Annotated in this window: 22 protein-coding genes and 1 tRNA gene; 11 read left to right on the forward strand and 12 right to left on the reverse strand. The window is 62.4% G+C overall.

Features of this window, described 5'->3' with window-relative positions:
• Positions 1–12: 12 nt before the first annotated feature.
• Positions 13–354 (reverse strand): DUF6949 family protein, encoded by a 342-nt coding sequence (locus NKH52_RS27455; protein WP_352735486.1) that lies wholly within the window; start codon positions 352–354, stop codon positions 13–15.
• Positions 355–479: 125 nt separating this feature from the next.
• On the opposite strand from NKH52_RS27455, the gene NKH52_RS27460 reads away from it, so the two are divergent.
• Positions 480–1,205, forward strand: coding sequence for a hypothetical protein (locus NKH52_RS27460; RefSeq protein ID WP_352735487.1), 726 nt, complete (start codon positions 480–482; stop codon positions 1,203–1,205).
• A 65-nt stretch (positions 1,206–1,270) separates the two neighbouring features.
• Here the strand turns inward: NKH52_RS27460 and NKH52_RS27465 are convergent, their stop codons facing one another.
• Positions 1,271–1,474 carry a DUF3126 family protein gene (locus NKH52_RS27465; protein WP_013531334.1) on the reverse strand — a complete coding sequence of 68 codons (204 nt, stop codon included), beginning with the start codon at positions 1,472–1,474 and terminating at the stop codon, positions 1,271–1,273.
• A 287-nt stretch (positions 1,475–1,761) separates the two neighbouring features.
• Complete coding sequence (cysE, locus tag NKH52_RS27470) at positions 1,762–2,610, reverse strand: serine O-acetyltransferase (RefSeq protein WP_352735488.1); 849 nt, start codon at positions 2,608–2,610, stop codon at positions 1,762–1,764.
• Positions 2,611–2,757: 147 nt separating this feature from the next.
• Here cysE and NKH52_RS27475 point away from each other — a divergent pair, with 147 nt between their 5' ends.
• Positions 2,758–3,360: an HD domain-containing protein gene (locus tag NKH52_RS27475; RefSeq protein WP_352735489.1), complete on the forward strand. Its 603-nt coding sequence runs from the start codon at positions 2,758–2,760 to the stop codon at positions 3,358–3,360.
• Positions 3,361–3,393: 33 nt separating this feature from the next.
• Here the strand turns inward: NKH52_RS27475 and NKH52_RS27480 are convergent, their stop codons facing one another.
• From NKH52_RS27480 to NKH52_RS27490, 3 genes are read right to left on the reverse strand one after another with little or no spacing between them, the layout of a single operon-like run.
• A complete protein-coding gene (locus NKH52_RS27480; protein ID WP_164780029.1) occupies positions 3,394–4,161 on the reverse strand; it encodes an alpha/beta fold hydrolase in 768 nt (255 codons plus the stop codon).
• 20 nt (positions 4,162–4,181) lie between these two features.
• Positions 4,182–4,742: a DUF192 domain-containing protein gene (locus NKH52_RS27485; protein ID WP_027160409.1), complete on the reverse strand. Its 561-nt coding sequence runs from the start codon at positions 4,740–4,742 to the stop codon at positions 4,182–4,184.
• A gap of 24 nt (positions 4,743–4,766) precedes the next feature.
• The gene (locus tag NKH52_RS27490; protein WP_502908129.1) at positions 4,767–5,363 is read right to left on the reverse strand and encodes a cold-shock protein; all 597 of its coding nucleotides are present in this window, start codon (positions 5,361–5,363) and stop codon (positions 4,767–4,769) included.
• Positions 5,364–5,581: 218 nt separating this feature from the next.
• On the opposite strand from NKH52_RS27490, the gene NKH52_RS27495 reads away from it, so the two are divergent.
• Together NKH52_RS27495 and NKH52_RS27500 are read left to right on the forward strand one after the other, a co-directional pair.
• Positions 5,582–6,022 (forward strand): VOC family protein, encoded by a 441-nt coding sequence (locus NKH52_RS27495; protein ID WP_352735490.1) that lies wholly within the window; start codon positions 5,582–5,584, stop codon positions 6,020–6,022.
• A 146-nt stretch (positions 6,023–6,168) separates the two neighbouring features.
• Positions 6,169–6,459, forward strand: coding sequence for a DUF2218 domain-containing protein (locus NKH52_RS27500; RefSeq protein ID WP_352735491.1), 291 nt, complete (start codon positions 6,169–6,171; stop codon positions 6,457–6,459).
• Positions 6,460–6,467: 8 nt separating this feature from the next.
• Here NKH52_RS27500 and NKH52_RS27505 read toward each other — a convergent pair whose 3' ends face one another.
• The gene (locus NKH52_RS27505) at positions 6,468–7,034 is read right to left on the reverse strand and encodes a DUF1697 domain-containing protein (protein WP_352735492.1); all 567 of its coding nucleotides are present in this window, start codon (positions 7,032–7,034) and stop codon (positions 6,468–6,470) included.
• On the reverse strand, positions 7,031–8,287 hold the full coding sequence (ilvA, locus tag NKH52_RS27510) for a threonine ammonia-lyase IlvA (RefSeq protein ID WP_352735493.1): 1,257 nt from the start codon (positions 8,285–8,287) through the stop codon (positions 7,031–7,033). Before ilvA ends, NKH52_RS27505 begins: the two co-directional genes overlap by 4 nt.
• 465 nt (positions 8,288–8,752) lie before the next feature.
• On the opposite strand from ilvA, the gene NKH52_RS27515 reads away from it, so the two are divergent.
• Positions 8,753–9,826 (forward strand): alpha/beta hydrolase, encoded by a 1,074-nt coding sequence (locus NKH52_RS27515; protein WP_023812164.1) that lies wholly within the window; start codon positions 8,753–8,755, stop codon positions 9,824–9,826.
• 143 nt (positions 9,827–9,969) lie between these two features.
• Positions 9,970–11,133 (forward strand): alpha/beta hydrolase, encoded by a 1,164-nt coding sequence (locus tag NKH52_RS27520; protein WP_352735494.1) that lies wholly within the window; start codon positions 9,970–9,972, stop codon positions 11,131–11,133.
• 161 nt (positions 11,134–11,294) lie between these two features.
• Here the strand turns inward: NKH52_RS27520 and ade are convergent, their stop codons facing one another.
• Complete coding sequence (gene ade, locus NKH52_RS27525; protein ID WP_352735495.1) at positions 11,295–13,103, reverse strand: adenine deaminase; 1,809 nt, start codon at positions 13,101–13,103, stop codon at positions 11,295–11,297.
• Positions 13,104–13,250: 147 nt separating this feature from the next.
• Here ade and NKH52_RS27530 point away from each other — a divergent pair, with 147 nt between their 5' ends.
• The 3 genes from NKH52_RS27530 to NKH52_RS27540 all read left to right on the forward strand — a co-directional run bounded on the left by NKH52_RS27530 (position 13,251) and on the right by NKH52_RS27540 (position 15,231).
• On the forward strand, positions 13,251–14,102 hold the full coding sequence (locus NKH52_RS27530) for an alpha/beta fold hydrolase (RefSeq protein WP_352735496.1): 852 nt from the start codon (positions 13,251–13,253) through the stop codon (positions 14,100–14,102).
• A gap of 93 nt (positions 14,103–14,195) precedes the next feature.
• On the forward strand, positions 14,196–14,861 hold the full coding sequence (locus NKH52_RS27535; protein WP_352735497.1) for an outer membrane protein: 666 nt from the start codon (positions 14,196–14,198) through the stop codon (positions 14,859–14,861).
• 284 nt (positions 14,862–15,145) lie between these two features.
• Positions 15,146–15,231: transfer RNA gene (locus NKH52_RS27540), tRNA-Leu, on the forward strand.
• A gap of 240 nt (positions 15,232–15,471) precedes the next feature.
• Here the strand turns inward: NKH52_RS27540 and NKH52_RS27545 are convergent.
• The 3 genes from NKH52_RS27545 to NKH52_RS27555 are packed head-to-tail and all read right to left on the reverse strand — an operon-like array spanning position 15,472 to position 18,646.
• On the reverse strand, positions 15,472–16,920 hold the full coding sequence (locus NKH52_RS27545) for an aromatic amino acid lyase (protein ID WP_352735498.1): 1,449 nt from the start codon (positions 16,918–16,920) through the stop codon (positions 15,472–15,474).
• Positions 16,921–16,946: 26 nt separating this feature from the next.
• Positions 16,947–17,531, reverse strand: a complete 585-nt coding sequence (locus NKH52_RS27550) for a GDYXXLXY domain-containing protein (RefSeq protein WP_352439912.1) — start codon at positions 17,529–17,531, stop codon at positions 16,947–16,949.
• Positions 17,528–18,646, reverse strand: coding sequence for a DUF2157 domain-containing protein (locus NKH52_RS27555; protein WP_352735499.1), 1,119 nt, complete (start codon positions 18,644–18,646; stop codon positions 17,528–17,530). Before NKH52_RS27555 ends, NKH52_RS27550 begins: the two co-directional genes overlap by 4 nt.
• A gap of 236 nt (positions 18,647–18,882) precedes the next feature.
• Between NKH52_RS27555 and NKH52_RS27560 the strand changes: the two genes are divergently transcribed.
• Both NKH52_RS27560 and NKH52_RS27565 read left to right on the forward strand, forming a co-directional pair.
• Positions 18,883–19,023, forward strand: coding sequence for a DUF1127 domain-containing protein (locus NKH52_RS27560; RefSeq protein WP_013531315.1), 141 nt, complete (start codon positions 18,883–18,885; stop codon positions 19,021–19,023).
• 49 nt (positions 19,024–19,072) lie between these two features.
• The gene (locus NKH52_RS27565; protein ID WP_013531314.1) at positions 19,073–19,213 is read left to right on the forward strand and encodes a DUF1127 domain-containing protein; all 141 of its coding nucleotides are present in this window, start codon (positions 19,073–19,075) and stop codon (positions 19,211–19,213) included.
• Positions 19,214–19,750: the final 537 nt, after the last annotated feature.

The raw sequence follows: 19,750 nt of genomic DNA on the forward strand, positions 1-19,750 counted from the left end.
CTCCGAATCGTCTCAGCCTGGCAAATCGGACCCTAGGAGACGGACCGTCCATGAGGCAATGGCAAGCACGACGACGCCCAGCGCCAAGGTCCACGCAATTGCCGTGCAGCCGCAGGACATCAGCGCCAACGTTGAAATGCGGCGCTGACGCCGGGCATCGATGGCATCGTTGACCAGCATGAAGGGTCCGGCACAGGCCGTGGCGAGCAGCGAGCGCAAGACATGTGACGGCGACACATAGGGTTCGGTGAAGGCGACCTTGCGGCCCGACGCCAATTCCATAGCCGATCCGGCCAGCCCACAGGCCGTCAACCCGACGGCAAAAGCAAAGAGTGTAAGTTCCAGCGGTCCCATCTTAACTTTCCATTTACCATGAAATTGCACAGTCGTTCCATGCAGGCTGCAAGAGCCGTGCCGTGCGATGTGTGCCGCCCAGGGACACTGGAGGCGGACGGGCGGCCCGAGATTCGAGGACTGAGATGAAGCAGGCAGCGCTCGCCAACGAACTCACCGTGGTCGATTCCAGGCTGATGAAGCGGGTGCTCTACGGATTCGCGGCGCTGGCCCTGCTTTCGGCAGCGATCAGCCTTGCCGGCAAATGGTTTGGCCATTCGATCGCCATGGCCGGATACACTGACGACGCAACGGTGCACCAGGTGGTGATCGGCAACAATGTCATCACGGTCCCGGCCAACGCCATCCGTTTCGCCCAGGCCCGGCGCGACGGCATCGCCTCGCGGCTCGACCTCTATCTGCGCTATCCCCAGATGGACGGCTACAGCGAGCCGGCGCGCAACGATTTCAACCATACGGGCACAACCAAGAACATCATCTTCCTGTCCTTCGAGCAGCAGATGATGTCGCGTGACATGAGTGGACGCTTCGCGCCGATCTACAGCGCGTTGATCACCCGACCCGGTATTGCCGGGCCTGGCGGCACGATGATTTATGGTTTCAACGAGAAATCAGGCTACTTGAACGAGGTGCTGGTTGTCGGCAATCGCCCCGGCAAGGAGCCGTTCGTGGCCCGCTGCCTGAGCGGACCGAGTGCCGACCAATCGCTGGCGCCTTGCGAGCGCGACATTCAGGTCGGCGACGAGCTCAGCCTCACCTATCGCTTCCCAAGGGAGTTTCTGGGCGATTGGCAGGCGCTCGACGCGGCAATCGCCACTGAAGCCACGCGCGTCCTGAAAACAGGACATTAAGAAAGCCTCGGAAGGTCCGGCCGGCCGCATTCGAGGCGGAGCCGGCCGAGCGCAAAATCGCTGGCTCAGGCCAGATCGATGTCGAGGATCGCCATCGAGAAATTGTAATCGCCGTCGTCCTCGTCCTTGAAGACGATGCCGAGGAATTCGTCGCCGACATAGACCTCGGCCGAATCGTCCTTGCGCGGCCGTGCCTTGACCTCGAGCTTGGGGTTCTGGAAGACGCGCTTGAAATAGGCGTCCAGCTTTCTGATTTCGTCCGGCTTCAACAGTCTTCTCCGATCATCGGGCTTGCTCGTTCGAACGCGCTTCTGGCACGTCGACAATGGCCATGTAAAGGCAAGCGGCCTGATTAAGGTCTGTTGATATTCACGTGAGGCCGGCCTGCAAATGGCGGTTTCCTGCGCTTCCGGTGCTCACGTACCCAAACGTACGCTCCGCTCCGGTTCTCGGAACCCACCATTTTCGGCTCGGCCTGACCTGAATCTCAACAGACCTTGGGCGAGAAACAATCGCCCATGTCTGCCCACGGCCGCAGGCAACGGACATATGACAATCAGATGTCGAAACTGACGACCTGATCCATCGTCTGCGACGGCAGAAGCTGGTCCATCTGGCGCGACGGCTGATCGCAGCCGGTCTCGCCGACGACGCGGGCCGGCACGCCGGCAACTGTCTTGTTGTGCGGCACTGGCGACAGCACCACCGAGCCGGCCGCGATCTTCGAGCAATGGCCGATTTCGATGTTGCCGAGGATCTTGGCGCCGGCGCCGATCAGCACGCCATAGCGGATCTTGGGGTGGCGGTCGCCGCCGGCCTTGCCGGTGCCGCCCAGCGTCACGCCATGCAGGATCGACACGTCGTCCTCGATGACCGCCGTCTCACCGACCACAAGGCCGGTGGCGTGGTCGATGAAGATGCCCTTGCCGATGCGGGCGGCCGGGTTGATGTCGGTCTGGAAGACCGAGGACGAGCGGCTCTGCAGGTAGAGCGCGAAATCCTTGCGCCCCTGGTCCCACAGCCAATGCGCCAGCCGATGCGTCTGGATGGCGTGGAAACCCTTGAAATAGAGCACCGGCATGATGAAGCGATCGCAAGCCGGATCGCGATCGTAATAGGCCTGGATGTCGACACGCACCGTCGTCGGCCACTCCTTGTCGTCGGCCAGCATGGACTTGAAGGTCTGGCGGATGAGATCGGAGCCGATGTCCTGGTGCGCCAGCCGCTCGGCCAGCCGATGAATGACCGCCTCCTCCAGGCTGTCCTGGTTGAGGATGGTCGAATAAAGGAATGCAGCGAGCAGCGGGTCGCGGTTGACAGCCTCCATGGCCTCGTCGCGGATCGAACGCCAGATCGGATCGACCGGCTTCAATGCGCTGTGTCGGGAAATGCTGATGCTGTTCATCGCCGTCTCGTCCTGCGTCCTGCCTGGCTTGCCTGTTGTGCTTGCCTGTTGCCTGGCCGCACATATAAGCCAGATGATAGCACGATTGAACTCAATTTTCCTTAGTGCTTTGTCAAATGGATTTGGTTCGCGGGAATTCAAGCAGCCATGGAAAACGAACCCTTGATCGACGACGCGCTGAAAAGCGAGCTTTCGGCTCTCTACCGGGCGCCAGGCCGCCACTATCACAACCTTTCCCATATCGAGGCAATGCTGGCGCTCGCTGGCGACTATCGAAGGTTGCTCGGCGACCCCGAGGCGATCGAAGCGGCGATCTGGTTCCACGATGCCATCTACGACAGCAAGGCCAAGGACAATGAGGCGCAAAGTGCGGCCCTTGCCGAGAAAGAGCTGGCGGGCCGAGCGGATCCTTCACGTCTCGACCGCATCTCGGCAATGATCGTCGCCACCGCCACGCACCAACTGCCGCCGTTTGATGACGCGACGGCCACACGGGATGCGAGTCTGTTTCTGGATATGGACCTGTCGATCCTGGGAGCCGCGCCGGACGCCTTCGACGCCTATGAGCGCGCCGTGCGACGCGAGTATCACTGGGTGGAGGAGCCGATGTGGCGGGCTGGACGCAATGCGGTGCTGAAGAATTTCCTCGCCCGCCCGCACATCTTCCATACCGAGGAATTCCGGCAACGCTTTGAACGGCAGGCCCGGGAAAACATGGCGCGGTCGCTGGCGGCTCTCACCACAGGCTGAGGGCAGTCACGTCCCGCGTCCCTCGCCGTCCGCTCAGAGCGGATTCTCGGCATAGAACTCCAGCACGCGCTGCTTGAAGGTCTTGTCCCCGACGGCCAGCATATGATCCCGGCCCTCGATGTGAAAGGCGCTGGCGTTCGGCATCAACGCTGCAAGCTCATCGGGCGAGCCGCCAATGTCGTCGGTGGTTCCGACGGCGACAAGCGTCGGCTGGGCGATGCGCGCGATATCCTGCTCGCTCAGCAATTCCCGCGATTTGGCGATGCAAGCGGCCAAGGCACGACGATCGCTGCGGGTCTGGTCGGCGAAGGCGCGAAACGACCGGCCGCGCGGATGGGTAGTCGCGGCTGGATCTTCGGCAAGCAGGGCGGCGGCGATCGGATCCCAATCGCCGACACCGTCGACCATGCCGATGCCGAGACCGCCGAAGACCAGCGTCGCCACCTTGTCCGGATCGGACAGCGCCATGAACGCCGCGATGCGGGCGCCCATCGAATAACCCATGACATGGGCGCGCTCGATGCCGAGATGGCCGAGCAAGGCAGCGGCATCGGAAGCCATCTTGACCGGCGTGTAGTCGGCCTCCTCATAGCTCTTCGACGACGAGCCGTGGCCGCGATTGTCGAAGGCGATGGCGCGGTAACCGGCATCGTTCAGCGTCTTGAACCAGCCGGGCGATACCCAGTTGACATAATGGCTCGAGGCGAAGCCATGGATCATCAGCACCGGATCGCCCTCGCCCGATGCCGGCTGGCGGTCGAGGAAGGCAAGCTCGAAGCCGTCATGGGTGAAAGACTGCATCTGCGATCCCGCCTGTGTGCTCAACCGCCACCGCCATTTGGCGCATCGCCATTGTCGGCTGGTGGCATGCCGGGGCCGGATACCGTGCCCACGGCCGGATGACGCAAAAGGTCGCCATACTCGATGCCGTTCCTGGCGGCAGTGCCGGCCTTGAGCTCGAGCACGAAGCGCACCGGCACGCCGGGCGAGATGACGGCGTCCGATTGCGGCTCGCCGTGCTTGACCGCCCGGATCTTGCCATCCTGGCCGACGAAAATCAGATCAAGCGGCATTGGCGTGTTGTGCATCCAGAAGCCAACCTGCTGCTGGACCTCGAAGACGAACAGCATGCCGTGGTTGTCCGCCATGTCCTGGCGGTACATCAAGCCGGCCTCGCGCTCCGCAGCGGTGTCGGCGACTTCGATGGAAAAAGAGCGATCACCGCCTTTCGTCACCACGACCAGTGGCGCCGGATCGGCTGGAAGGATCATCGCCCGGCTGTCCGCCGAGGTCGGCTTTTCGGAATAGAAGTAACCACCGGCGGCGGCGATGAAGGCAATCGCGCACATCGCGCCCGCGGTCAGCCAGTTCCTGTAAGCCATTCGAGATCCTCGGCCGGAAACGCCCTAGTGCGAGACCGGCAAGGTCCCCATATCGGGGTGAATTTCGGCGGCCATAAGGCCTTTGTCGCCGCGCCCGAAACGAACCAGCACGACCTGCCCAGGCCGAAGCTCGGTGATACCGTAACGGCGCAAGGTCTCCATATGGACGAAGATGTCCTCGGTGCCCTCGCCGCGGGTGAGAAAACCAAACCCCTTGGTGCGGTTGAACCATTTCACCAAGGCGCGTTCGAGACCGCTCTCCGGCGTCACCGCGACATGGGTGCGCTGCTCCTGCATCTCGGCCGGGTGGACCGCGGTGGTGACGTCCATGGAGAGCACCCGGAAGGCCTGCAATCCGCGGTCGCCATGTTTGACAAGGCAGACCACGCGCGCGCCCTCCAAGGCCGTCTGAAAGCCGTCCTTTCGAAGACATGTCACATGGAGGAGGATGTCGCCCGAAATGCCGTCATCCGGGAGGATGAAACCATAGCCCTTGGCCACATCGAACCACTTGATGGCGCCGGCAATTTCGAGCAGGTCGGCGGCGTCGCCGCCTTCGTCACGCTGCGGGGCGTCGCCAAGGGGTCCGTCCCGCCCCATGAAAGAGGCCTTTTCCCCCATAAGAATGCCCCCTCTTTTCAAGAACACCGCAACTGATTCTTGCCAACAGATTAACACTGCGGCTTCCGGTCTGTGCAAGACCTGCCGTGCCTTTTTTCACGGTTCATTCGGGCAATACCGGATTTGTTCTTTGCCGGCATTGCGCACCGCCGCACGATTTGCCCTTTGACAGGGCCGACCCTATGTTGCGCCGCAACGCAATTTATCAAGGAAATCACATGCGCTATCTGCACACCATGATCCGTGTCACCGACGTCGATGCCTCGCTCGACTTCTACTGCAACAAGCTCGGCCTCAACGAAGTGCGCCGCTACGAAAACGAGCAAGGCCGCTTCACGCTGATCTTCCTCGCGGCCTCCGAAGACGAACAAAGCGCCATCGCCGACAAGGCACCGCTGGTCGAACTGACCTACAATTGGGACCCGGAAGACTACAAGGGCGGGCGCAATTTCGGTCATCTCGCCTATGAGGTCGACGACATCTACGCCACCTGCCAGCATCTGATGGACAATGGCGTTATCATCAACCGGCCGCCGCGCGACGGCAACATGGCCTTCGTCAGATCGCCGGACGGCATCTCGATCGAGCTTCTGCAGAAAGGCCCGGCCAAGGCCAAGGCCGAACCATGGGCTTCGATGGCGAACACCGGAAGCTGGTAGCCGATCACGCTGCCTTGAGCGGACAATGCCAGGCTGACGGCCCGGTACCGTTTGGTTTTTCAGGGACGGCGCCTATCTGTCTGGCTGAGGCGCCAGGCTTGGGCCGGTGCCCCGGCCACGCAACAGGCGCTTGCCCAGGAGAATTCATGCCGACCAGCCATGCCGACGTCGCCACCGAACATGCCAGCCGCTACCTGCAGCAGCTGTGCAAGCACTGGGCGCACAAATTTCCGGTCGAGTTCGATCCCACCCACGGCACCATCGATCTCTCAATGGGCCGTACCGTCATGGATGCCGATGCGGCAACGCTGCATATCACGGTGTCGACTGACGAAGCAGGATCGATCGAGCGCCTGGAAGGCGTTGTCGCCGATCACATCAAGCGCTTTGCTTTCCGCGAAGAGCTGACCTTCGACTGGAAACCCACCTCCGCCTAGGCAGTGACCTACTTCTCACCGGCGTGTGCGGCCATCTCCAGCAGCGCCTGCACGGAGCGCCAATTGCGCGCGGTTCCCGGCACTTTCAACGTGCGCGGGATCAGCCCGGCAAACACCGATTTGCCCAGCCCGTCCGGTGCGCTGAGGTAGAGCACATCGCCCTTGATCTCGAAGCGTTCGGGGCCGGTACACTTTTCGGTCAGCCGCGCAACCTCGTCCGCTGTCGGCTCGCGCTCCAGCACATAGGCGTGCAGCTTCGTGTGGTCCGCGGCAACTTCCGGGTAAGGGTTTTCGTTCACCAGCCGCTCGAACCAGGAGAGATCGCGCACCATGATGCGCGAATGGAAACCCCATTTCTTCTCGAAGGCTGCCTCGAGTTGTTTCGTCAGGGTCGCCGCGTCGCGCTTCTCCGCCCGGAACACGGCATTGCCGCTCTGCACGTAGGTGGCGACGTCGGAAAAGCCGAGCCCCTCGAAGAACGACCGCAGCTCCGCCATCTTGACGATGCGGTTGCCGCCGACATTGATGCCGGAAAACAGCGCGACGAAGATTTTTCCTGCCTCCTTGCCGCTCATATGATGAACCCCGCCAATGTCTCGTTGTCGGTGATGTCCTGATACTGGACGCCCTCGGCCTCGAAATTCGCCTTGAGCAGGTCGAAATTGCGGCGGTCCCTGGTTTCGATGCCGATCAGCACCGAACCGAAATTGCGCGCCGATTTCTTCAGATATTCGAAACGGGCGATGTCGTCGTCGGGCCCGAGCAGTTCGAGGAAGTCGCGCAGCGCGCCGGGCCGCTGCGGAAAGCGGATGATGAAGTATTTCTTCAGCCCCTCGAAGCGCAGCGCCCGTTCCTTGACGTCCGGCAGTCGCTCGAAATCGAAATTGCCGCCCGAAACCACGGCAACGATGGTCTTGCCCCTGATCTCCTTCCTCGAAAAATCCTTCAGCGCATCGATCGCCAGCGCGCCGGCCGGCTCCAGCACGACACCTTCGACGTTGAGCATCTCGATCATGGTGGCGCAGAGCCGGTTTTCCGGGATCAGTCGCACCGTGTCAGCTGGAAAATCCTTGAGATGACGCAACGGCTCGCGGCCGATCTCGGCCACCGCGGCGCCATCGACGAAATTGTCGACCTTGGCGAGTTTGAGCCGTTTTCCCGCCGCGAGGCTCTCGCGCAGGCTCGGCGCGCCGGCCGGTTCGCAGAAGACGAAGCGTGCTTGCCTGCCCTGATCGGCGAAATAGTGGGTGACGCCCGCGGCAAGTCCGCCACCGCCGACCGGCAGCATGACGATATCGGGCATGCGGGCGCCCGGCATCTGGTTTGCGATCTCGTAGGCGACGGTTGCCTGGCCCTCGATAATGTCCTTGTGATCGAAGGGCGGCACCATATGGGCGCCGGAACTGTCGGTGAATTCCAGGGCCGCGCGATAGCAGTCGTCGAAGAAATCGCCGACCAGCCTGATCTCGATGAAATCGCCGCCGAACAGCTTGGTCTTGTCGATCTTCTGCTGCGGCGTCGTCACCGGCATGAACACGACGCCTCGCCTGCCGAAATGGCGGCAGACGAAAGCAAAGCCCTGCGCGTGGTTGCCGGCCGACGCGCAGACGAACAGTTCAGCCTCGTTGCCGGCCGCCAGTGTCTTGCGGAAGAAATTGAAGGCGCCGCGGATCTTGTAGGAGCGGACCGGCGACAGATCCTCGCGCTTCAACAGCACCCGCGCACCGGTCTTTTTCGACAGATAATCGTTTTCCTGCAGCGGCGTTTCAGGGAAGATCTGGCGGATCGCGGCGGCAGCGGCAGCAACACGGGAAGAGAAACTGTTCATCGGAAACCACCCTTGGGAAAGCCGCCTTGCGTTGCACGCTGTCCGCGGACCTCTATCATTGATCGGGTCGCGCACGTCGGTTGTTGAGCGCCCGGACAAGGTGCGGCGCGAGCCCGCGTATTGCATATCCGGCTACGCGGCGCCATCGTCCATCATGTGCGTCCTTCCGGGCGGAAATTTTGCGGAATACTTTCAGCTACTTGCGGGTGCATTCTAATGCCCCCTCGCACCGGGCGGCTTGAAATCGCTATCTCTGCGGGAATTGGAAGGCCGGCGGCGACGGCGCTTATTGCGCGGATCACGCAGGCGTTTTCCGCCATTTTGGCTTTCGCGCAACACTGCGATGCCCGCAGCGGGGCGCCGATCACATTTCGACTGGACATGACTTAGTTCTGCCGCACTCTGCCTGTCCGGGAGGTATCGTGAGGATAGACAGGCCTTTCGGCCGGAGTTGGAAATTCAGGCGTGCCTTTGAAGAAGATTTTTACCGTTGTCCTGGCCTTGTTCGTCGCCGGCTGCGCCGGCCAGCAAACACAGGAATTGCTGGGCAGCGCCATGGTGTCCGCGCCGGTGACGGAGATTGCCGGCAACCACTCGATCTTCATCGCCACGACGCGCAAGAAATCCGACGATCCCAACAAGGTTTTCGACGGCGAACGCTCGGCGACGCTGAACTATGCCCGCGTCAACGTCACCGTTCCGGGGCTTCACAAGACCGGCCAGATCGAGCGCCGCTCGCGCGGCAAGTCGGACGACCCGGCCAAATATTTCATGGCTTCCGAGGTCGTCGGCTACGACACGCAGCCGAAATTCTCCAGCGCGCTCAACGCCGACATCGCGGCGCGTGGCGGCCGCGTCATGGTCTTCGTGCATGGCTACAACACCGGCTTCGATGCCGCCGTCTATCGCCTGACCCAGATCGTCCATGATTCCGGCTATCCCGGCACGCCCGTGCTGTTTTCCTGGGCATCGGGCGCCAGGACCACCGACTACGTCTATGACAAGGAAAGCGCCAGCGCTGCCCGCGACCAGTTGGAGGTGACGCTCAGGATGCTGGAGCAGTCCGGCGCGCGGCGCATCGACATCGTCGCGCATTCGCTCGGAACCTGGGTCACCATGGAAACGCTGCGGCAGATGGCCATCACCGGCGACCGCGATCTCGGCGGCAAGCTCGGCGACGTGGTGCTGGCCTCGCCCGACATCGATGTCGACGTGTTCAAGAGCCAGATGCGGCGCTATGGCAAGCCCGACAAGCCGTTCATCCTGCTGTTGTCGGACGACGACCGCGCGCTGCGGCTCTCCGGCCTGATCGCCGGATCCCGGCCGCGCGTCGGCGACTACAAGGATGCCGCCGATCTCGCCTCCTATGGCGTGACGGTCGTCGACCTGTCCAAGGTCAAGGGATCGGACAGCTTCAACCATACGAAGTTCGCCGACAATCCGACGCTGGTGAAGATGATCGGCCAGCGGCTGCGCGAGGATGACGGCTTTGCCAGCGACCGTGACGTGACCGATCGTATCGGCCTGCTTGGACAATAGATGCGGTCCCGCGGTTTTCGCCGTGCCTGTTCACCACTGCGGATGTATCGATTCACTTTGAACTGGACCGCGCCGGTCTCCGGCCTTATCGGAATAGCCAGCGACGTCATGCGTTTGACGTCCCCCTTTGCGGGAGCCGGCGTATGACCATGCGTTCGAAGAGTTATCTCGTCGTTGCATTGACGCTCGCTGTCACCGGCTGCGCCGGCGGGAAAACGCACGACCTGCTCAACAAGACGACGGTCTCGGTGCCCGCTTCCGACATCGCGGCCACGCATGAAATCTTCGTCGCCACGACACGCCAGAGGGCAACCAAGGATCCGCGACAGGTGTACGACGGCGATCGCTCGCTGACCACCAGCTTTGCCCGTGTCGACGTCACCGTCCCGAAAAACCATCAGGTCGGCGCGATCGAGCGGGCCAAGGGATCCGCGAACAGCAATCCGGCCAAGGATTTCACCGCCAAGGACGTCACCTTCTATGAAGGCGCGCCGCAATTCGCCAAGGCGGTCGGCGCCGACATCGCCATGCGCGGCGACCGTGCGCTGGTTTTCGTGCACGGCTTCAACAACGGTTTTGACGACGGCATCTACCGGCTGACGCAGATCGCCCACGACACGAAATATCCCGGCACGCCGGTGCTGTTCTCGTGGGCTTCGAGCGGCAAGACCACGGGTTACATCTACGACAAGGAAAGCGCCAACGCAGCGCGCGACGACCTCGAGGCGACGCTCAGGATGCTGGCCAAGACCAAGGTCAAGAGCATCGACATCATCGCCCATTCGATGGGGACCTGGGTGACCATGGAGGCTCTGCGCCAGCTTGCCATCACCGGCGATCGCGATCTCGACGACAAACTCGGCTACGTCATCCTGGCCTCGCCCGACATCGATGTCGACGTCTTCAAGAAGCAGATGATCCGCTACGGCAAACCCGACAAGCCATTCGCCATCCTGCTCTCGGCGGATGACCGGGCTCTCAAGCTGTCCTCCCTGATCTCGGGCGACAAGCCGCGCGTCGGCGATTACGGCGATGCGGCCGACCTCGCCAGCTATGGCGTGTCGGTGGTCGACCTTTCCCAGGCCAAGGGCGGTGACCGCCTCAACCACGCCAAATTCGCCGACAACCCGATGCTGGTGCAACTGCTGGGCGACCGGCTGCGGGCGCCTGCCGGCCTTGCCTCGGACGAGCCCGTCCCGACTCAGCTCAATAATCTCGGCCAGGGCCTCGGAAAGGCCGTCGGCTCGGTCGCCGAGATCGTCATCACCACGCCGTTCAAGGTGCTGACCATCGCCACCGGCGGGTGAACCGGCGGGGGACATTGGCCCTAGGATTGTTGAGATTCGGGTCAGGCCGAGCCGAAAGTGGTGGTTTTCGAGAACCGGAGCGGAGCGTACTTAAGTACGTGAGCACCGGAAGCGCAGAAAATCGCTACTTGCAGGCCGGCATGGCCTGAATATCAACAATCCTAGACGAACAGATCGACCTTCTGGAATGTCGTCACGTCGATCAGGCCGACATCGGAAATCCTGAGTTCGGGAATGACGACCAGCGCCAGCAGCGAGTGCTGCATGTAGGCGTTGTTCAGCGAACAGCCCATCTTGCGCATCGCCTCGGTGAGCTTCTCGGCCTTGGCCGCGACGATCTCCGCGCGCTCGTCCGACATCAGTCCGGCGATCGGCATTTCGACCAGCGCCAGTTCCTTGCCCTTGGAGAACAGCACGACGCCGCCGCCGACCGCACCCAGCCGATTGACAGCCAGCGCCATGTCCTGCTTGTTGGTGCCGACGCAGATGATGTGGTGGGCGTCATGCGCCACGCTGGACGCCATGGCGCAGTCGCCCATGTATCCGAAGCCGGAGACGAAGGCGTTGGTGACGCCGCCCGTGCCCCGGTGGCGCTCGACCAGCGCGATCTGGCAGATGTCGTTGCGGCGGTCCATGGCGACCAGCCCGTCCTCGACCGGCAGATCGGCCTCCAGTGCCCGCGTCGGCGCCTGGTTCTCGATGACGCCGATGACACGCACCCGCACCTCGTTGGCGCCTTTGGGAGCAACGATATCGAAGTCGCCGCCCTTCAGCTTCTTGCCAAGCTTGACGGTGTTCTTCGCCGTCTTCGGGTAATCATAGGCAGGAATATCGATTTCGAGCTTGCCGCCCTTGGCCAGCCTGACGCCGCGTGCATAGACCTCGTCGATGGTCATTGCGGCGAGATCCGAGACGATCAGCAGGTCGGCCAGCCGGCCCGGCGCGATCGAACCGATCTCGCGCTCCAGTCTGAAATGCTGGGCGGTGTTGAGCGTCGCCATCTGGATCGCCGTCACCGGCTTCAAGCCTTGGCTGATGGCGTGGCGCACCACGCGGTCCATATGGCCTTCCTGGACCAGCGTGCCGGAATGGCTGTCGTCGGTGCACAGGATGAAATTGCGCGGGTCGATGCCGCTCTCCGTCACCGCCTTGATCTGCGAGGCGACGTCGTACCAGGCCGAGCCCAGCCGCAGCATCGCCTTCATGCCCTGGCGCACGCGGGCGATGGCGTCCTCGGCGCGCGTGCCCTCATGATCGTCCTCGGGACCGCCGGCGACATAGCCATGGAACGGCAGGCCGAGATCGCGCGAGGCATAGTGGCCGCCGACCGTCTTGCCTGCCTTGACCGTCGCCGCGATCTCGCCCGACATCACCGGATCGTTGGCGGCGACGCCGGGGAAATTCATCACTTCGCCAAGACCGATGATGTTTTCCCAGCTCATTGCCTCCGCGACATCGGCGACCGTCAACTCGGCGCCTGCATGTTCCAGCCCGGGCGCCGAGGGCACGCAGGACGGCATCTGCACATGCACGTTGATGGGCATGGCAACGGCCTCGTCATGCATCAGCCGCACGCCGGGCAGGCCAAGCACATTGGCGATCTCGTGCGGGTCGATGAACATAGAGGTAGTGCCGTGCGGAATAACGGCCCGGCAGAACTCGGTCACCGTCACCATGCCGCTCTCAACATGCATATGCGCGTCGCAGAGGCCGGGCACCAGATAGCGCCCGCCGGCGTCGACCACCTTGGTGCCCTGGCCGATGGCATGGCTGGCATTGGGCCCGCAATAAGCGAAGCGCCCGCCGGCAATGGCGATGTCGGTGCCGGCGATGATCTCGCCCGAATGGACGTTCACCCAGCGGCCGTTGCGCACGACCAGGTCAGCGGGCTTCCGCCCCATGGCGACATCGACCAGATGTGTCGCCATCTCGGTCCACGGTCTGGGTTTTGTGGGCGTTGCTTTCGTCATTGGCGATTCCTCGGTTGCGGCCAGTCTCGCAAATGTCGGCGGGCACCGCCAGAGCCGTCGGTCCGACACGCCGCGCAGGCCGGGCTTGTTGACTAATCCGGCTGGAAGGCGATGCTGACCGCGGACCGAACCATATGAGGAAAAAACATGACCCGTTTTTGGAAAGCGTTCGCCATCGTCATCTTGTTCGCAGCGTCGACCACTTTTGCCGCCGCCGAGGAACGTTGGCAGACCTTGCCGGAACCAGCGGCCATGCCCAAACCCGATCAGAGCGCATATGCGCCGCTGAACGGCATCCAGATGTACTACGCCGTTTTCGGCGCGGGCGACCCGGTGCTGCTCATCCATGGCGGCCTCGGCCACGCCGACATCTGGGCCAGCCAGGTGGCCACGCTTTCCAAGACGCACAAGGTGATAGTCGCCGACAGCCGTGGTCACGGCCGCTCCACCCGCACCGAGCAGCCCTATGGCTATGACTTGATGGCGTCGGACTATCTGGCGCTGCTCGATTACCTGAAGATCGACAAGACCGCGCTCGTCGGCTGGAGCGATGGCGGAATTATCGGTATCGACATCGCACTGCATCATCCGGAGCGGCTGACAAGGCTCTTTGCGCAAGCCGCCAACGTAACCACCGACGGCGTCGATCCGGGCGTGATGACCAACAAGACCTTTGCCGCCTACATCGACCGCTCCGGCCGCGACTACAAGAAGATGTCGAAAACACCGGACCAGTATGACGCCTTCGTGGCGCAGATGAGCCATATGTGGGAGACCGAGCCGGCGTGGGCCAAGGAGCAGCTCGCTGAGATAACCACGCCGACGGCGATCGTTGCCGGCGACCATGACGAAGCGATCAAGCGCGAACACACCGAATATATCGCCTCCGTCATCCCGGGCGCGAAGCTGATTATCCTGCCCAACGCCAGTCATTTCGCCATGCTGCAAGCGCCGGACGAATATAACCAGGCTGTGCTGGACTTCATCGACGCCAAATAGAGGATTCTGTGCGGCGACAGGGGGATTGCGATTGCGGCGAATGCGGTTATCCTTCTGGCGAGGACCTTTCTGAATCGTCATTTGGGGAGTTCGATGCGTCGACTGATAGTCGCAATTGCCGGTTTTCTTGCCGTTCTGGCCGTGCCGGCTTTTGCAGCCGACCCAGCGGTCGACGTGCCTATGACCGCGCCCGGCTTCGACTGGACGGGCTACTACGCTGGTCTGCAGGCCGGCTATGGCTGGGGCCAATCCGATATATCGGTGACAGAAGGCGCGCCGTTTTCCATCGCGCCCGACATTGACGGCGGTTTTGTCGGCGGCCATGTCGCAGGCCTGTGGCAGTTCAACCAGGCGGTGCTCGGCGCCGAGGCAGACCTCAACTATTCCTCGGTCGGCGGCACGACGGTATCGGCGCTGGGAAGCACATTCGGCACCGACATCAAGTGGTTCGGGTCGGTCAACGCCAAGGCCGGCTACGCCATGGATCGCCTGCTGGTCTACGGCATTGGCGGCGTCGCCTTTGCCGGCATCGAAACATCGCAAGTCGCGGGTCCGGCGTTCGCCAGCACGCGCACGAATGTCGGCTGGACCGTGGGTGCCGGCGTCGACTACGCGTTGACCGACAAGTTCGTCGTCGGCGCACAGTATCGCTACTATGATTTCGGCTCCGAGCACTACGACGTGGCGGAACCCTTCAACGATCGCGATCAGAACGTGAAGCTCAACACGGTAGGCATCAATTTGAGCTACAAGTTCTGAGCAGGGCCACAATCGCGACGCTGCCGGACCAGGCAACCACTCAAAGGGCTCTTTCATGGAAGGGTGGCCGACGCTCCCAGTGGGCGGGGGGAATGGGTTGGGCCTGAGAGGCGTCGGCCTTGGCAGATCAAATCCACCACACAGGCATCCTACCACTACCCGCCGCGCCGATAATTCCGTGATCGCGCCAGTATCATCAAGCCGCCCCGTCTGTTTGCACGTTCGGCGAACGCTCAACAACACGACTTGACGGCCTGTGTCAGGCGTCTGAAAAGGGCTGGCCTGCGGACGTGGCGGAATTGGTAGACGCAAGGGACTTAAAATCCCTCGATTTCTGATCGTACGGGTTCGATTCCCGTCGTCCGCACCAGCCTTCGCTCTTCGAGCTTGGGGTGGCGGGCCACCTGAAGCTCGTTAGTGCATGTCGCCCAAAGTGACCTCGGTTTTGGGAGAGCGACATGCACAAAGACAAAGACCTGAAGCGGGTCGCCTGAAGGCGCGACACCGCTTAGACAAAGGAGCGTCCTCCGAAGCCTTGGCCAAGGAGGACCGGTTCGAATTTCATCCGTTCAGGCGCACCAATTTCACCAGCCAGGGCTTGTTGGCATCTCTACGCCTCGAACACTTTCTGTGTGAACCATTCCGCCAGCCTGGCAAGCTCAGGCCCCAGCACACGATCGGCACCGACAGGCGGCACGATAGCTCTGATTTGATCGACGAAGGAGCGCAGTGCCGGCGGCGGCGTCCGTTCGGTGACGTGCAGCGCCTGCGAGGCGATCATCGCCAGCATCGCCATGGCGGCATCGACGCAGCGGCCGGCGGTCGCTTCCTTGGTCCATGCGAAGAATGCCGTCGTGGCGACGTCGTCCTGCCCCGCACCGGCCGATTCCGTGCCCGGAATGAAGGTACGTTGCGCCGCCAGCTTGGCCTGCTCGAGATAGCCGGTGATCGCCATCGGCACGTAGCCGACATTGCCGTGGCCATCGCTGTCGGCCGAGTGTCGTCCGGTCATCAGAAGATCGGGCAGCAGCGACACCTTGCCGTTGAGCAGCTTGGAGGCGTGGCGATCACAAAGCAGGCAGATGTCGGCCCATATCGCCGCCAGATCATCCAGCGCCGGCGTCGCCATGGCGTTGTGATAGCCGCCGGTCGAGATGCAGCGGCCGAGCGGATGTGCATCTTCGGGCGGGATATAGACCGGATTGTCCGATATAGAGGCCAGCGACACATTGGCTGCCCGCTCGGCCGACGACAGCGCACGATGCGCCTGGCCGAGGACGCGCGGCACGATGCGGTAGCTGACCGGCGCCTGATAATTGCGTCGCCCATCGCCGGCGCCAACCAGAAATTCCCGCAAACCCTGCAGGGCCGCGGCCTCATGCTCATCACCCCAGAGCGTATCGAGGGCGGCGTCATAGTGTTCGAGCGGGGCGCGAAACGCCTCGATCGACAGCGCGAACACTTTTTGCGCCATGCGGATCCGGCGGCGCGCCGCGAGCGCCGCGTCCGCTACGAGGGCTGCAGCGCAGTGCGAGCCGTTGATCAGCGAGCCGCGTTCCTTGACCTCGAGATCGAAGCGCGTCGAAAGCTCGGCAAACAGCGGATAGAGCGCCAGGATTTCGCCGGCGCCGCCCTGGCCCGAGGCCGGCACTGTTGGCATCGGCCCACCATTGAGCATTGCGGCCACGGCAAGCGCGATGCGTGGCGAGGTGGCGGCGTTGCCCTCGATGAAGTTCGTCAGGCGGGCAAGCACGATCGCCCTGACCACGCGATCCGGCAAGGGATCGCCGAACGAGGTGGCGGCGGCAAACGCCTTGATGCGCGCATGGCGATCCCGCTCGTCGAGTTCGAGCTTGCGGCTCGCCAGCTCTCCCATGGCGGTGGTGACGCCATAGATGACCGGTGGCGGATCGGATTCAATCAGCCTGAGAAACGAGGCGCGGCATTCGGCGATGCGCTGCAAGGCCTTCTCGTCGATGTCCACCGTGTCCTTCTTCCAGGCGACGCGGAAAACAGTGTCGAGGTTGATGTCCTCACGCGTCGACAGGCTAACTGGCATGTTTCACACCACTGCAAATAAGGGACTTAGTAGAGTGGTTCCTCGAACAGCGTCTTGTCGCCGTCCACCAGCGCCTTGATCTGCGCGGTGCCGTCGCCGGCGAGCGCAAGACGGATGCCGAATGGCCGCACCCGCATGTCGTTCTGGATCGCCATCCCCTCGCCTTCCGGCAGATAGAAGCGTTCGATGCCATAGTCCGGCGCGATGGTCATCCCTTCGCCGCGAAGATCCCAGCCCTCGGCGATGTGGCCTAAAATATCGGCCTCGTCCGCAGCGGCCGGCTTCGGCGCCTTGCCGAACCAGGCTGTCGTCGGCTGCCAATAGCCGTCGGAGCCCTTCTTCAGGCGCACGACAATCGAGGTGTCGTCGCTGGAAAACTTGTCGGGCGGAATGTTGGCGATCATTTTCACCGGTATGCGCGAAATATCGTAGCCCAGGATAATATAATCGCCGCGCAGGAGGTCGCGCGGATCGACGGGCTCGATCTTCAGAAGCACCTCTTTGCCGTTGCGCAGGATCGCCGCGCGGCCGGCGATGATCCAGCTCAGGAAGCCGATCTGGACGAGCGCCAGCAGCAGTGCCGAGATGACAAGCCTTTTCCCGGTGATCATGCCGTGGCTCCTTTGGCATCTGGACCTTTCATACGCTTTTCCACGCGGATGATGACGATCGCAAGGATGCCGAGCAGCACTGCGGCGGCCAGGAAGAAGCCGGCTGTATCGAGCATCGATTGCAAGGTCACCACATAGATGATGGCGAGTTCGAAGGCGAAGCCAAGATAGGCAAACCAGCGCAGCCCACGGCTTTCCCGTCCTGCCAGCACGATTGCGGCGACAATGCCGGCAAGCGCGATCACCGAAGCGAGGGCAAAACCGCTGTTGTAGGTGCTCTCGTCGGCGAGTTCGAACTGGATCATTGCGAGGCCGGTGAGGAAGCCGAGCAGTGCGTGCAAGGGCAAGCGGCCGCCGAGCTGCACGACCCGGTCGACCGGATCCGGCGCGAAGACCGAGGCCGCGAACAGCAGCGCCGAGACGACGACCAGCGGGATAGCCACCTGCAGCGTGTCGTGGTTGGTGACGAGCAGCACAAGATAGAACAGAACCGACAGGATGATCAGGTGGCGCGCCGCCTGGCTGCGGGTCCAGAACGATACGGCAAACAGCACGATCGCCATGATCACGAAGGCATGCGGAAATTCGCTGCGGCTGTAGTAGTCGAAGCCTTTGAGGAACAGCCAGGCATCGGCGATGCCGACCGAAGCGACCGTCAGCGGATTCGAACGCAGCGCAACCGCCGCCAGCGCCGTGCCGGCGCCCCAGGTGACCAGAGCAGACGCCTCGTCGCCCGAGAGATGATACATCTGGCCGATCAGCGCGATCGAGCCGCCGAAAGCCGCGGCCGCCACGATCCACAGCGCTTCGCCGAGCGCCGCATGGTCGCGGGTCTTCAGCACCGCGCCGCCGACATAGCCGCCGAGGATGACGGCAAACAGTGCCGCCACGCGTGCCAGGCGCGGGATGGCGTCCCAGTTGGCGGCGACGAAAATCAGGATGGCGGCGCCGAAAAGCAAAGCGGCCATCATTGCCAGGATAGAGCCGAAGCTGAGCGACTCGCGCGCGTTGGCCTCGACATTGCGCGAAAGCGAATCGGCTGTGGCGGCGTCAATCAGCCCGGCCTGCTGCCAACGCGCGATATCCGCCCTGACTCGCGACGAATACCCCGCCATGCTGTGTCTCCCCCACGTTTGGTCTTTTTTCAGCCGATCCGGTCAAATCGTTGACGCGGCGGCATTTTCCGATTCGGGTTTCTTTGTGTCAGGTCCGTGAACGCCCGTTAATGCTGCATTGCACAATTTGCATTGCTGCCATGCATCCATAGCGCTTTTAAATCGATATGGGTCCGCCTATTTATAGTTCGTACACAAACGGAATGATCCGCAAGAAAGACGAAACGAGAACTACCATGAACCTGATCCGCAACTACCGCAACTGGCGCCGCTACAGGGACACCGTGTCCGAGCTGAGCCGCCTGAGCAACCGTGAACTGACCGACCTCGGCATCAGCCGCAGCGACATTCCTTACGTCGCTCGCAAGGCGGTCTAATTCTTCGGACCGCGAATGGTCCGAACCAGTTTTGAAAAAGAGAACGACAATGAACCTGATCCGCAACTATCGTAACTGGCGCGTTTATCGCGAGACGGTTACCGAGCTGGGTCGCCTTTCCAACCGCCAGCTGCATGATCTCGGTATCGTCCGCGACGAAATCAAGATCATCGCCCGCCAGGCGATCTAGACAGAATTTCGGCAGGGTCGACCTCCTCCCCGACCTTGACGAATACGGTCACCCCTTACCTCCTCCCAAGGGTTGACCACAAAAACGGCGCCCGCCGCACCTCCTCCCGCGGCGGGCGCTGTTTCCCCGGGGCAAATCAAATTTGCCCCAAAGGGTTTCGCCCCTTTCAAAATTAGCGAAAGAGATTTCGTCAAAGCCGACCTCCTCCCCGGCAATGACGAATAGGTCCGACCTTCACCTCCTCCCGAAGGTTGGCCACCAAAACGGCGCCCGCCGCACCTCCTCCCGCGGCGGGCGCTGTTTCCCGGCCCCAGAAGGGTTTCGCCCCTTTCAAAATTAGCGAAAGAGTTTTCGTCAAAGCCGACCTCCTCCCCGGCGATGACGAATATGGTCGGCCTTCACCTCCTCCCGAGGGTCGACCCCAAAAACGACACCCGCCGGACCTCCTCCCCTGAACTGACCCCTTAAAGTTGGACAGTTTAAGGTGGCGGCAGATTTAAGGGCTGGGTTCTGTATTGCACAGGGCTCAGCCCTTTC

Origin of the sequence: Mesorhizobium sp. M1066, from assembly GCF_040318635.1 — a bacterium.
In the GTDB taxonomy this organism is placed as follows: Bacteria; Pseudomonadota; Alphaproteobacteria; order Rhizobiales; family Rhizobiaceae; genus Mesorhizobium.